Annotated in this window: 12 protein-coding genes, 2 pseudogenes and 1 other annotated feature; of the genes and pseudogenes, 1 reads left to right on the top strand and 13 read right to left on the bottom strand. The window is 39.6% G+C overall.

Features of this window, described 5'->3' with window-relative positions; genetic code table 11:
• Nucleotides 1–10 precede the first annotated feature (10 nt).
• The gene (nrdF, locus tag GSR62_RS01945; protein WP_010688506.1) at nt 11–961 is read left to right on the top strand and encodes a class 1b ribonucleoside-diphosphate reductase subunit beta; all 951 of its coding nucleotides are present in this window, start codon (nt 11–13) and stop codon (nt 959–961) included.
• A gap of 61 nt (nt 962–1,022) precedes the next feature.
• Here the strand turns inward: nrdF and GSR62_RS01940 are convergent, their stop codons facing one another.
• The 13 genes and pseudogenes from GSR62_RS01940 to secE form a co-directional block, all read right to left on the bottom strand.
• Complete coding sequence (locus tag GSR62_RS01940) at nt 1,023–2,216, bottom strand: MFS transporter (RefSeq protein WP_066023498.1); 1,194 nt, start codon at nt 2,214–2,216, stop codon at nt 1,023–1,025.
• 614 nt (nt 2,217–2,830) lie between these two features.
• Nucleotides 2,831–5,416, bottom strand: coding sequence for a bifunctional lysylphosphatidylglycerol flippase/synthetase MprF (gene mprF, locus GSR62_RS01935; protein WP_066023499.1), 2,586 nt, complete (start codon nt 5,414–5,416; stop codon nt 2,831–2,833).
• Between the two features lie 91 nt (nt 5,417–5,507).
• Nucleotides 5,508–6,461: a glutathione S-transferase family protein gene (locus tag GSR62_RS01930; protein ID WP_066023500.1), complete on the bottom strand. Its 954-nt coding sequence runs from the start codon at nt 6,459–6,461 to the stop codon at nt 5,508–5,510.
• Between the two features lie 247 nt (nt 6,462–6,708).
• Complete coding sequence (gene rplL / locus GSR62_RS01925; protein WP_004051402.1) at nt 6,709–7,074, bottom strand: 50S ribosomal protein L7/L12; 366 nt, start codon at nt 7,072–7,074, stop codon at nt 6,709–6,711.
• A 64-nt stretch (nt 7,075–7,138) separates the two neighbouring features.
• Nucleotides 7,139–7,642, bottom strand: coding sequence for a 50S ribosomal protein L10 (gene rplJ, locus GSR62_RS01920; RefSeq protein WP_004051400.1), 504 nt, complete (start codon nt 7,640–7,642; stop codon nt 7,139–7,141).
• A 33-nt stretch (nt 7,643–7,675) separates the two neighbouring features.
• Nucleotides 7,676–7,794, bottom strand: a sequence feature (ribosomal protein L10 leader region).
• A gap of 91 nt (nt 7,795–7,885) precedes the next feature.
• Nucleotides 7,886–8,170: pseudogene (locus GSR62_RS01915) on the bottom strand (protein adenylyltransferase Fic); the annotation flags it as partial.
• A gap of 190 nt (nt 8,171–8,360) precedes the next feature.
• Nucleotides 8,361–9,515, bottom strand: coding sequence for an RNA-guided endonuclease InsQ/TnpB family protein (locus GSR62_RS01910; RefSeq protein WP_161517655.1), 1,155 nt, complete (start codon nt 9,513–9,515; stop codon nt 8,361–8,363).
• Nucleotides 9,490–10,125, bottom strand: a pseudogene (locus GSR62_RS01905) (IS607 family transposase). Before GSR62_RS01905 ends, GSR62_RS01910 begins: the two are co-directional and overlap by 26 nt.
• Before the next feature lie 212 nt (nt 10,126–10,337).
• A complete protein-coding gene (gene rplA / locus GSR62_RS01900; RefSeq protein ID WP_004051393.1) occupies nt 10,338–11,030 on the bottom strand; it encodes a 50S ribosomal protein L1 in 693 nt (230 codons plus the stop codon).
• A gap of 102 nt (nt 11,031–11,132) precedes the next feature.
• Nucleotides 11,133–11,558: a 50S ribosomal protein L11 gene (gene rplK / locus GSR62_RS01895; protein ID WP_004051392.1), complete on the bottom strand. Its 426-nt coding sequence runs from the start codon at nt 11,556–11,558 to the stop codon at nt 11,133–11,135.
• Between the two features lie 146 nt (nt 11,559–11,704).
• Nucleotides 11,705–12,583 (bottom strand): alpha/beta fold hydrolase, encoded by an 879-nt coding sequence (locus GSR62_RS01890; RefSeq protein WP_066024219.1) that lies wholly within the window; start codon nt 12,581–12,583, stop codon nt 11,705–11,707.
• 58 nt (nt 12,584–12,641) lie between these two features.
• A complete protein-coding gene (nusG, locus tag GSR62_RS01885) occupies nt 12,642–13,193 on the bottom strand; it encodes a transcription termination/antitermination protein NusG (protein WP_010688516.1) in 552 nt (183 codons plus the stop codon).
• Nucleotides 13,194–13,314: 121 nt separating this feature from the next.
• Nucleotides 13,315–13,482, bottom strand: a complete 168-nt coding sequence (gene secE, locus GSR62_RS01880; protein WP_004051387.1) for a preprotein translocase subunit SecE — start codon at nt 13,480–13,482, stop codon at nt 13,315–13,317.
• Nucleotides 13,483–13,501 lie beyond the last annotated feature (19 nt).

Here is a 13,501-nt window from a genome sequence, read left to right as displayed (position 1 = left end):
TATTTGGAAAATGGAAAACTATAAAGCAATCAACTGGAACAATTTAGAAGACCAGATCGATAAAGCAACTTGGGAAAAATTGACCGAACAATTTTGGTTGGATACTCGGATCCCCCTTTCAAACGACTTAGCGGACTGGCGGGAATTTTCCGAGGCTGATAAAGATGTCGTTGCTAAAGTCTTTGGGGGCTTAACATTATTGGATACTTTGCAATCTCAAGATGGGGTCGCAGTGCTTAAAAAAGATATCCGGACACAACAAGAAGAAGCCGTCTTCAACAATATCGAGTTTATGGAATCAGTACACGCTAAGAGTTACTCCTCGATCTTTTCAACTTTGAATACACCTAAAGAGATCGAAGAGATCTTTGCTTGGACCGATTCAAATGAGATCTTGCAATACAAGGCGCAAAAGATCAATGATATCTACCAAAATGGAACACCTTTGCAAAAGAAAGTCGCTTCCGTATTCTTGGAAACATTCCTCTTTTACTCTGGTTTTTACACGCCACTCTATTGGTTGGGGCATAATAAACTCGCTAACGTGGCGGAGATCATCAAGTTGATCTTACGTGACGAATCTGTTCACGGAACTTATATTGGTTACAAGTTCCAATTGGGCTTTAACGAGTTGAGTGAAACTGAACAAGAAGAATTCAAAGGTTGGATGTATGAACTTTTGTATGATCTCTACGAAAATGAAGAAAAATACACCCATCTCCTCTATGATCAAGTTGGCTGGGTCGATGATGTTTTGACTTTCTTGCGCTATAATGCCAACAAAGCTTTGATGAATCTAGGGATGGATCCGCTCTTCCCAGATACAGCCGAAGATGTTAACCCTGTCGTTATGAACGGGATCTCCACTTCGACTTCCAATCATGACTTCTTCTCCCAAGTTGGTAATGGTTACTTACTTGGTAACGTGGAAGCTATGCAAGACAGTGATTATGAATTTTAAAAACATATAATAACAAGGGTCCCATTATGATGTAAAGATACGCATCATAATGGGACCCTTGTTATTTACTGTGAACTGTATTGTTCTTGAGCGCTAAAAAGATCACGCCTAAACTGGCAATTATCGCCAAACCAAAATTCAATAAAACTACACTTTTGACTGAAAGATATGTCAAAAGTAAACTCGACAGCAACAATGAGGCTAATGAAGCCAGACGCCCACAGCTCGAACGCAATGAAGTCAAAGATGAAATATGCGTCGGTGAAACTGTTTTGGAAAATAGCACGTTGCTGAAATATTCAAAAAGGGTGAAGATAAAGACTAAAACTAAATAACTGAGTAAAAAACTCATTTTGACTGTAAATGCTAAAAACACACTCGCACCCACTAATCCTAACATGGATGCCAAATACCAACGTTTGATCGTAGATGTGTCCAGTTTTACCGGCAAGCTATAGGCACCAAGACTTATCAGTTGGAAGATAACATAGTAAATATAAAATTGCTCCTTATCAAATCCCTGCTTCAAAAATAACGCTTGCCAGAGTTGGTGGTGAGCCTGAAAGAAAAATTGTCCTGCAATCGTCAAGGCGATCATCAGCCGTAACTGCCGTGAATGCTTGAGTTCGCTAAATCCCGTTACCATTTGTGCGACCAAGCTCTGTTTCAAATTTTGCTGTGAAATATCAGTATTTGCCTCAAGATAACCATACCTGACCGCCAAAAACGCTACTAACGTCAAGCTCACACTCACCAAATAAAACTTTATCCCCAACGAGTAATACAACCATGAACCAATTGTCCCGCCCAGCAGTAACCCGATAAGATCCAAACGATTAGTATTACTGATAAATTTAGCGACTAGGTGGCTTTGATCTTGGTGCTTGAGTTCATTTATCAGTTGTGCATCCAGCGTCCCACTTTCAAGTGCCATTGCCAAGCCATAGCACGCCCAAGCAAGTAGCATCGTCTGAAAGCTTTCACCTAACCAAACTAGCAAAAACATCCCGATCAAAAAGACTTTTGCCCATAAAAAGAGAATTTTTTTAGAATACAGATCAGCTAATAAGCCACTGGGATATTCACTGACTAAAATGACCAGACTATAAGTCGCTTGGACCAGCATGATCTGCGTCAATGATAAGCCTTTAGCAAACAAGAGCACGGTCAAAACTGCATGTGGTAAAGATGCCGCTAATGTGGTCAGAATAGTTGCTAAATAAAATATTTTGATATTTTTATGTAGTTGTAACAAAGCACTCCTCCCCTTTGATTTGTTACAGATTATAGCACAGAACTTAAATTCCCCAAATCCATTCAATAAAAATAGACTCCAGCTAACAACTGGAGCCAAATTTTAAGAATTATATCCAAATATAACCACAAATATCATTCCATACACCATAAGCAAACTGATAAGGCCAAAGATCACAACAAGCCCGACCTTAGCCAAGGACGACATTTTTTTAGTTTTGATCACAATGAGCATAATCACTAAACTTGCTACTAAAATAGTTAAGAGTGGTAAGAAAAATATCACTTTGAGCAACATAAGCTGTAAAAAACCGTCCATCTTTCTCAACCCTTTCTATTCTACAAGTAAAATTCCACGTACCATAGAATAAGGAGCGCAAGTATTACGAGTACGATCTTGGCAATTGGCGGCTGATCAAAGCAATTATGCCAACTACACTTGCACCTAAGATAATTAGCGGTAACCAAAAAAATATTGCATTTACCCAAATAAAATACAGTAGATCCTTCATTTTCCCCGATCCCTTCTATGTTTATTCCCACTTTAAGTATATCTGAACAACTACTGCCAAAGAAAGCAGAAAACACCCAGACACATGCCTGGATGCTTAATGTTTATTGTAAAAATCTTGGTAAGAGCAAATTGCGTCTGGTGCCCTTTTTGATATGCTTTTGGTTGACAGTCAATGTCACTAAGATCATCGCATCGACTAATGAAGTCCGCTTTCGATAAGCCGTATATTTAGCGCTCCACTTGGTGACATATTTGTTCTTATAGGAACGTAACCCTTGGAAAGCATAGAAGCGATCACCATATTCAAAGATAAAGCGCGCAACTCGTTCACCGATAAAGCTAAAGCGTGATTCACCGACATTTGATAACGGCGCCATCCCCATATCAAAGTACTCATAGCCCTGCTCTTTACCATACTCGAATAAACTGATAAAGATCTTGTCCATGATCCCGGATGGTGCATCTTGACTGTGACGCATCAGATCGATCGATAATGTCTTTTCGTCCATCGGCATCATCGAAGCAAATGCGACTAGTTTGCCCGAAGCATCACGGATCAAACAGACCGGTGCTTCATTTAAGTAGGCTTCATCAAAGAAACCTAGTGAAAAGCCCTTTTCAACTTGTTTACCTAACCAGCTATCCGAGACCGCTTGAAGTTCAGCCATCAAGTTATCATCAAATGGTGGTTTGGCAAAAGTAAATTCATAGCCTTCACGTTCAAATTTATTCATCAAAGCACGTTGCGCCCGCCGCTTTTTACCTTGAAGCGTAAACTCACTTAGCTTGACCAAGCCTTCTTCACCTGTCTTGATAAAATCAAACCCATACTCATGCAGTAACATCGTGAAGCTCTCGTTGATCTCATAAAAGACCAATTGATAGTCATAATTATCCGCTTCTTGCATGAACGCTTGGACAGCTTCTTGGAGATAAGCATGATCGCCCACCGGTTCACCCATGATGATCAATTTATCAGTCTTGATCCGGTACATGAAAAAGAGTTTATCTTCGCCATCTTCGGTGTAAAAATACAACTCTTTATCCTGTAAAAAGGCTAGATGGCTCACTTCATTACCACCAAATTTTTCGATCACCGCCCGCACACGTTCTTTATCAAAACCAGTATTTGCAAAAATGTCTTTACCACTGCACAAATAGTTACTGATCAATAATAAGACACAAGCCGCGATCAATAAGCCGATAAACCCGGAAAGCCAGATACTTTGTGCCGGGAATAAAAAGATCGTTGGCACGCGATGATGATGCACATAGCTTGGTGAGTTGATAAACCCAACGATCGCATACAAGAAGAAGATCCCCGCAAAAATCGAGCCATCTACGATCTTTTTAATGATCGAATAGCGTAGTTGCTTGCGATAGAGCTCTTTACGTGACAAGACGACCATCACTAAGATCACACCTAAAAAGATCGCTAAAGTTGGCGTGTAGACGCGCCATAAAGTATTGACGATCCCGATCCCTAAAACGATCAATGTCGGCCAATAGGCTTTTTTGACCTTAGCTTCGATTCCACGTGCCATCCCGATCAAGGCAAATGCAAAGACAATATCGGTCAACTGGTTGATAAATAAAAAGGTGTACGGATATAGTTTTGCTAAAAATGAGTTTGAATACGCCCAATTAGGAATAGCTGCTTCTAATAACAATAAGATCCCGGAGACATATAGAAAAGCGGTCAATAATATATGGGCCGTCTTTTGCAAGATCAACTTTGGGATCCCGTTTAACTTCTGATTGACTTGACTGCCCGCATAGTGGATAAAAAAGCTCAACCCGATCCCAAAAGGAATGATGTAATAGAACAAACGGAAAAACAATAACCAGATCACGGCTTGCTCTGTGGTGACACCAAACGGCAATAACCCAAACATCATGAAGACATCAAATGAGCCCAAGCCCCCTGGCACCATGGAGACGATCCCTAATACCGAACCTGTAAAATACAACGCTAAAACGGCAGCGTAATTCGTATGTATCCCGAGTTGTTCACCGATGAAGATGAAAAATAACGCTGCAAAACCCCATTCTAACAATGAAGCTAAGATCAAGACCAGTTCTCGCTTTAAAGTCAGATCCTTAAAAAAATCTCCCTGCTTGAATTTAGTCGTTAGAAACAGGATCGGAAAATACAGTCCGCCACCGATCAGCCACGGCCAATAGCCCTTTAAATGTGGACCAAGATCAAAGCCAAAGATCAATCCTAGTGAGACCCAACAATAGAGCGATAGACCTGCTAATAAAAACAGTGCGATCTTAGATAACGCATAGACGACCTGCTTTTTACTAGCATTTTTATGATAAAAATCAGCCCGCAAAGCTGCTCCTAAAAAGCCACCAAAACCGGCAATATTAGTCGCCGTATTAGTGATCCACCCACTGCGTAAGATGTACCACAGGCTGTATTTATCTGGTAAAAATTTAACGATCGAAAAATCATACAATAGCATGGGACTGACCGCAATAACACCGACACCAATCATTAAAATAATACTAAATAATGATTGATCAGCGAGTCCCTGTTCAACTTGATACCAATCGACCTCGCGAAAGATCTTTCCGATTTCAAAAGTTACAAAAATCAATACTGAAAGGACAAAAATTAATTTCAGAATAGTTGCTCTTTTTTCAACGAAGCTTTTCATCTGCTGAAACGCTTGCTTCATTTTTGTAAAACCCCCTCGTAATTTATACTTTCTTAATTATACCATATGCCCCACTAAAAAAAGGCCACCCACAACAGGTGACCTAGGGAAGTTATAAACTCCAATCTTCTTTTGGTCCTACCGGCACGATCCCCGATGGATTTAAGTCTAATTGTCCGCGATAATGATGGACTTTGATATGCTCAAAGTTGACTGCATCTGCTACTCCTAGCGTATTGTACAATTGACGAACATAACGCCAAAGATTAGGATAGTCGCTCAAAAGTTTGAGGTTACATTTGTATAAGCCATAAAAGACGACATCAAAGCGCACTAAGAAAACAAATATCTTCCAGTCGCTCTCAACTGGAGCATCGCCAAGCAAATATGCTTGACCTTCTAAACGCTGTTCTAAATCATCTAACATCGTAAACACTTGCGCGACTGCTTGCTCATATTCAGACTGTGTTTTAGCATCTTTCGTCGCATTGACTTTAGCATAAAACGAATCGCAATAAACATTTAGTTCATCGATCTGGGTGCGTAAAGCCTCAGGGTAGTAATCGGTGTAATCTCCCGTCAATTCATCAAATGCCGACTCTAACATGCGCATGATGTCCGCTGATTCATTATTAACGATCTGTCCCGTCTGTTTATCAAACAAGACCGGTACGCTAGCGATCCCAGTGTAATCAGCTTTTGCTTTGGTGTAAACTTCTGGCAATGATTTGGCCCCAAAGATCGGATCAGCGATCGTGCCTGGAAAATCGCTAAATTGCCACCCATCAGCTCCCAATACCGGATCAACGACTGAGAGGCCGATATAGTCCTGTAAGCCCTTGAGATCACGCATCAATAAAGCACGACTTGCCCACGGACAACCGTAAGAAACGTACAGATGGTACCGACCTTTCTCAGCCTTAAAACCACCTTTACCTGTTGGCCCCGCTGCACCATCTGGGGTGATCCAATTACGAAAACCGGGATCGACTTGGATATCTTTGCCCTCAGCTCGCAGTTGAGCTAAACTTTTTTGCGTCCATTTACCGTTAACTAAAGTACCCATATTTTGACCTCTTTTCTTCACTTATAATTTTATTGTAGCTTTTTCCTAGCAAATACTTAACTTATTTGCCTAGTCTCTAAAATCTGTACTTTGCATATCCTAAAATATTTTTTGTATATTTTAGACCACACATCAAGAACTGTCAATCAAAATCGCGCACAACAGATATTTAAATCTAAAAAAGACGCATCCCCCAAATGAGAGATACGTCTTTTAGCAAACTGAAAGTAAATCAGTTGAGAAACTCTTATTTAAGAGTAACTTTAGCGCCAACTTCTTCAAGTTTAGCTTGGATTTCTTCAGCTTCTTCTTTAGCAACGCCTTCTTTGATAACGGAAGGAGCGCCATCAACTAAGCCCTTAGCATCTTTCAAGCCAAGACCTGTGATATCCTTAACTGCTTTGATAACTTTAACTTTACCAGCACCTGGATCTGTTAATTCAACATCAAATTCGCTCTTTTCTTCTGCAGCGCCTGCAGCAGCACCTGCAGCTGCAACTGGAGCAGCAGCGGAAACACCGAATTCTTCTTCGATAGCTTTTACTAAGTCGTTTAATTCAAGAATGCTAGCTTCTTTTAAGTCAGCAATGATCTTTTCTGTATCTAAGGCCATTTTAAAATCCTCCATTTTGTAGATAATAATTATATATTTTAATTAAGCGATCAGGATGCGCGCATTAAGCTGCATCTTCTTCTTTGCTGTCGGCAACTGCCTTGACAGCGTATGCGAAGTTGCGAACTGGTGCTTGCAATACAGAAAGCAACATAGAAAGCATACCTTCGCGGTTTGGTAATTTTGCAAGAGCGTGGATCTCTTCCAAGGAAACGACCTTGCCTTCGATCATACCACCCTTGATTTCCAAAGCTTCATGATCTTCTGCGAATTTAGATAAGATACGAGCAGGAGCTGTAACATCTTCATCAGCAAAAGCAACGGCAGTAGGGCCTGAGAATGTATCATCAAGACCTTCGTAACCTGCCTTATCAGCAGCACGCTTCAAGTATGTGTTCTTGATAACACGCATTTCAACGCCTGCTTCACGTAATTCTTTACGCAAGTTAGTAACTTCTTCAACCGTTAAACCACGGTAGTCAACTACGACAACAGAACTTGCCTTTTCAAATTTTTCAACAACTTCTTCAACGATCGCAGCTTTTTTAGCGATAATTTCTTTACTCAATTGATTCACCTCCTAGTCATTGTGTCGAAACTCTTTTAAAATAAAAAAGCTCCATGTCCACCAAGACACAGAGAGAATAACCGTAACATTACTCCTCGGCAGGATATTAAGGCTTGCGCCACCTGAGTCTTAGGTAGAATCATATATTGACCTTTAGTATATTACCATGCAATAGATCGTGCGTCAAGTATATTTGCAAAATAAATTTTAAAATCTGAGTACAAATATCCTACAGCATGAGTTTTACTTCAAATCTTCAGTTTTATAGGTATTAAAACCTTCATAGTAATATGAAACATCGATCCCCTTGAAAAAACTTTCCTTACTCAGATCATCCGTCAAATTATTTTGCAAAAGATATTTGAGTTCACCGGTCGAAACAGGACTGCGCTTCATTGCATTCAGGTATTCGTTTTTATCGATATTATTCCAGGCTACGATCTTACCTAATTTAGCTCTTAGCAGATTATCGAGCCACAAACGCATACTCCGCCCATTTCCTTCACGAAAAGGATGCGCAATATTCATCTGCTATATAAAATGTAGAACAATATAGAAGTTTAAGTACATTCTTCTACATTGTTAGAAAGAATTATATAGTTTTTCCTTTCCTAATTTTATTTACTGCCGTCAACATTAGTATTCCCATATCCTAACGAGAGGGTAATGACAGTGACTAACTCTTACAGTTTAAGGGTGTAGCCCACCCCTGTATTTTTTATATCAGTGCTAATAAATTCAACACTGCGTTTTCATCTCTATCCATAATATTTCCGCATTCATAACAGATATATTCGTTGTGCTTAGTTCCATATTTTAAGTTGCCATTAAGCCCAACTTTTTCTTCACCAGTTTTAACATAACCGCAGTTAGAACAGCGTTGTGTGCTTGGATAGTATTTATCAGCGATAAGCAAATCTTTACCATACCAATCGCACTTATAGCTCAATATCTGTCTGAAATAACCAAACATTGAACGTTGTAGCCCTTTGGAAGCAACATGAGTCATCTGCATTTCTTTAACCGCCAAGTCTTCAATTACGATCTTGTCGTATTCTTCAACTAATTGAGTTGTAAACTTCTGCATAATATCATGTTGGATATTAGCTACTTTGCGATAATCACGTTGCAACTTGGCTCTCGTCTTAACATAATTATTACTTTTAGTAGCTCGTTTCCCATTCACAACACTCTTTCTAGCCAACATACGTTGATAATGTTTGATACGCTTATACAATCGTTTTGGATTATCTGGCAATGTATTAATTTTGCCTTCCGTATAGTTGATATGCCCGACATTGACATCAATAGCTGTTACATGGTCAGTTTTAGGCTTTGTTTCAATATTGACTTCAAAAGGTAAACTTGCCCAATATTTACCATTTTCACGGTAAATTGAAACAACTTTTAATTCACCAGTTAACAACTTAGCGCCACTCATGCGAATGTCATACCAATTCTTAATTCTATGTGGTTTATCCAAGCGCAACTTACCCTTAATAATCTTGGCACGGTCAGTTTTAAAACCCTGTCTAGTGGCTTTCTTTGATTTAAAACGTGGTTTACCCCAATCAACTTGTGCCTTATCAAAAAAGTTCTTCCACGCTTTATTTAAGTCGCTAATTGCTAGTTGTAAGCAACGGGCTGAAAAACGATATTGCCAATCAGCTTTATTAGACACTAACTCGTTGCGAACCTTGTATTCATTTGGTCTGAGGCGCTTATCATCTAAGATCAGTGCTTCTTCATACATATCATTCCATAAAGCCAAACCAGCATTCCAGCAATATCTGCGATAATCACACAAGTCATCTAAGCCTTTCTGCATGGTTTTATTTGGATAAAGTCTAACTTTTTGGGTTCTTAACACCATTATTTTCACCACCCTTCAAAGATCTGTCGTTTTCTAGTTTATGCTTATATTTACGTAAACCATATAAACGACAGGAAAATACGTGTACAATACTCACCATATCATCAATCATTTCTTGCGTTGGACTAGTTTCAACATTATTCAATACCACAATCTTAGTATTATGTATTTTACATAATCGTTCAAACCACTCATAACCAAAACGAATAAATCTATCTTTATAAGTAATGTAAATCGTATCAATCTGATTATTCATTACTTCTTCTAGCAATTTATTCCACTCTTTTCGATTGTAGTTAAGCCCACTGCCAACATCAGTAATTGTTTCATCTAAAACAACGCCTCTAGCGTTAACGTATTGCCTAATAAAGTCAATTTGATTTTTTAAATCATCTCTTTGACTATTTGTTGATACTCTAGCATAGGCAACTACTTTGCGCTTGTTGGACTCTGATTTACCAATATAGTTTAAATATTGTTCTTCAGTATAATATCTTCGATTGGTGGGAGTCCGATATGCTTTTAACACACCTTTACTATCCTAAATTTGCAAAGTTCTGACTGTAACACCTAAACGTTCAGCCATTTCTTTCGGTTTTAACATTGTCATAATAACCACCCACATTTTTACTTCTTTCCATGGTTTGTTATAACAAATTTTTCTACACTATTCTATGTTTTTGGTAACAGTTAACCACTCCTCATTGACCTTGATCACATATCAAGCTCATCTTATGCTAAACTATATACCTTTTGACACCTAGCTTGCAACAAAAAAAGCCACAGTCAATCGACCACGGCTTTTAAGCGACAAACTTATTCTTATAATGAGTTTGTGTCAAGTGTAACACTTGGTCCAAATGTTGATGCCAAGGAAACATGCTTGATGTATGTTCCTTTAACAGCAGCTGGACGTAATTTAGCAATTGTATCGTAGATTGCTTGGAAGTTGCCAACTAAAGCAGCTTCGTCAAATGATACTTTACCAACTGGCACGTGTACGTTACCGTCACGGTCTGTACGGTATGTTACTTGACCGCTCTTAGCGTCAGAAACAGCTTTAGCAACGTCCATTGTAACTGTACCAGTCTTAGGGTTTGGCATTAAGCCTTTAGGTCCAAGTACACGACCTAAACGACCAACTTGTGCCATCATGTCTGGTGTTGCAATCGCAACGTCAAAGTCCAACCAGCCATCTTGGATACGTGCAACTAAGTCATCGTCACCGACAACGTCTGCACCTGCATCCTTAGCTTCTTGAGCTTTAGGACCTTTAGCAAAGACAACAACTGTTTGTTCTTTACCTGTACCGTTTGGTAAAACTAAAGCACCACGTAATTGTTGGTCTGCTTGTTTTGTATCTAAGTTTAAGTTAAATGCAACTTCAACTGTTGCGTCGAAGTTTGCAAAGTCGATTTCTTTAACCAAAGCAACTGCTTCGTTAGCTGTGTAAGCTTTGTCTGCTTCGACTTTTTTAGCAGCTTCTAAATATTTCTTGCTTTTCTTTTTAGCCATTAGTGAGTTCCTCCTTGCAAAATGTGGTCTATCGGATATACCTCCCACTTGACAGATCTGCTTTCACAGAAGTGTCCGTCTGAGAAGCATGGCCGTAGAAAATTAGTCTTCTACAACAAAGCCCATGCTTCGTGCAGTACCTTCAATCATGCGCATAGCAGCTTCTACGTCTGCAGCGTTTAGATCTTGCATTTTTGATTCAGCGATTTCCTTAACTTGTGCTTTTGTAACTGTAGCAACTTTGTTTGTGTTAGGTTCGCCGGAGCCTTTTTCTACACCAGCAGCTTTCTTAAGTAAAACTGCAGCAGGCGGTGTCTTTGTAATGAAGTCAAATGAACGATCTTCATAAACACTGATAACAACTGGGATGATCATACCAGCTTGGTCAGCTGTACGAGCGTTAAATTCTTTTGTGAATCCCATGATGTTGATACCTGCTTGACCTAAAGCAGGACCTACTGGTGGAGCTGGAGTTGCTTTACCAGCAGGAATTTGTAATTTAACAACGTTGATTACGTTTTTTGCCACGGGTCATTCCTCCTTATTCCGTGTGTGGTACGGATGGTCAGCATATTTGACCTCCCACTTCAATATGCTAAAAGCATACCTATAAAATATAACACGCTTTTTTTCAAAAAACAATATTTTGCCCGAAATTTTTTCTGAACTGAGATCTACTTATCCGCAAATGCCTGTAAAGCTTGCTTACCAAATAAAAATTGGCCGATCATCTTATCGACTTGACGATTTTCATGGAGACGTGAATGCGATGCCTTTTTATCCTTCACGATCACTTCATGGTAGACTTGGCGTGGTAACAAATAGCGCAAACTCAAGACTGAATCTAAAGAGACCGAACCATCTGAAGCCGTCCCATTTTCCAGATCACCCGCGATATTCAAAAATTTCGTATCGGGTGAAATGATATAACGATGCTTTTTGATCTTACTAAATAGCGGTGCCATCGTAAGCGGCCCGTACTGAGTCAACGGGCGATATTCGATCTCCTTACCATCCTTGCCGACTTCAGTATCGTTGAAAGGCACACCTAAAGTCACGACTTTTTCCACATGTGGAACACGATCCGAGATCCCAAACTTGCTCAAAAAGTTCAAAACGGTCACGCCTCCCATCGAATGAGCAATGATATTTATCTTTTCGATGCCATAGTTATTTTTCAAATAACTCATCAAACGCCATAACCAGTCAGTCTGATGAATGATCGACATCCGATTTTTATCAAATAATACTTGGATAAAACCACCAGGGATACTAGGGTCGCCCTCGATCTTTAAACGGCCATCGGCTTTTACCACGATCACTGTACTTTTTTGCCCCCACCCATAGTGTTCGAACCGTTTGATCATCAAGCCTGAGGACAAGCGGGTCCCAGCATAGCCGTGAATAAATAATGTCGGGATCTGATTTTGAAGCGTCACTTCTCGATTTTTACTCGGTTCAGCTAATTTATACCACTCAAGCGCCGCTCCCAAAGCTAGACCGCCCGCCGCTATAACTGTTGTCTGGACCAATTTATTAGCATCTTTAAGCATCTCGCATTCACCCCATTTTGAAAAAAGACTACAGTAATTATAACTGTAGTCCTAGATCCTAAACTAAACGCTCAACTTGGTCAAAGTCCAATTCGGCCATTGTTTCACGGCCAAACATATCGATCATAACTTTGACTTTTGACTTTTCAGCATCGATCTCAGTGATCTTACCGACCATGCTTGCAAACGCACCTTCGATGATCGTCACTGCATCACCTACTTCAGCATCAAAATCAGCTTGATGTTCACTACCTTGAAGTTGGTTCAAGATGTGATCGATCTCTTCATCAAGCAATGGAGCTGGCTTACTACCAGCACCGTGTGACCCAACAAAGCCTGTTACGCCTGGTGTGTTACGTACAACGTACCATGATTGGTCAGTCATCACCATTTCAACTAGCACATAACCTGGGAAAGTTTTCAAAGTTTCAACTTTTTCCTTACCGGTCTTAGTTGTTTCAACTTTTTCTTCTTCTGGAACGACTACGCGGAAAATATAGTCTTCCATCCCCATTGATTGTGCCCGTGATTCCAAGTTAGTTTTGACTTTATTTTCATAACCTGCGTATGTATGTAATACATACCATTTCTTTTCAAATGATTCTGCCATGTTTTTCTCCTTAATTATGCTTATCATTTAACTGCAAAATAAAAACCCCCGAATGCGTTCGAAGGCCCTGTCCTTACTTAATTGTAACAAAAAAAGGCCGGTAATACCAGCCCTTTAAAAACTAGACTAACAAATTGATCACAGCTTGAGCCGCATAATCAACTAAACCAAAGAAGACTGCAAATGCTAATGACATGACTACTACTGTGGTCGTATCACGTCTGGTCTCCTTAGCTGTTAACCAAGTCGTATCCTTCATTGTTTTGATAACACTTTTAATGAATTTCATCTATATTACGCCTCCATGA

This window comes from Ligilactobacillus animalis (assembly GCF_009933595.1).
Taxonomy (GTDB): domain Bacteria; phylum Bacillota; class Bacilli; order Lactobacillales; family Lactobacillaceae; genus Ligilactobacillus; species Ligilactobacillus animalis.
Note: the sequence above shows the minus strand (reverse complement) of the source record. Positions and strands in the feature narration are given on the sequence as shown.

Excerpts from the sequence above, each read along its gene's own strand:
- GSR62_RS01930 (WP_066023500.1), bottom strand. The coding sequence starts at position 6,461 with ATGGGTACTTTAGTTAACGGTAAATGGACGCAAAAAAGTTTAGCTCAA.
- rplA (WP_004051393.1), bottom strand. The coding sequence starts at position 11,030 with ATGGCTAAAAAGAAAAGCAAGAAATATTTAGAAGCTGCTAAAAAAGTC.
- nrdF (WP_010688506.1), top strand. The coding sequence starts at position 11 with ATGGAAAACTATAAAGCAATCAACTGGAACAATTTAGAAGACCAGATC.
- rplL (WP_004051402.1), bottom strand. The coding sequence starts at position 7,074 with ATGGCCTTAGATACAGAAAAGATCATTGCTGACTTAAAAGAAGCTAGC.
- GSR62_RS01910 (WP_161517655.1), bottom strand. The coding sequence starts at position 9,515 with ATGGTGTTAAGAACCCAAAAAGTTAGACTTTATCCAAATAAAACCATG.
- secE (WP_004051387.1), bottom strand. The coding sequence starts at position 13,482 with ATGAAATTCATTAAAAGTGTTATCAAAACAATGAAGGATACGACTTGG.
- GSR62_RS01890 (WP_066024219.1), bottom strand. The coding sequence starts at position 12,583 with ATGCTTAAAGATGCTAATAAATTGGTCCAGACAACAGTTATAGCGGCG.
- nusG (WP_010688516.1), bottom strand. The coding sequence starts at position 13,193 with ATGGCAGAATCATTTGAAAAGAAATGGTATGTATTACATACATACGCA.
- mprF (WP_066023499.1), bottom strand. The coding sequence starts at position 5,416 with ATGAAGCAAGCGTTTCAGCAGATGAAAAGCTTCGTTGAAAAAAGAGCA.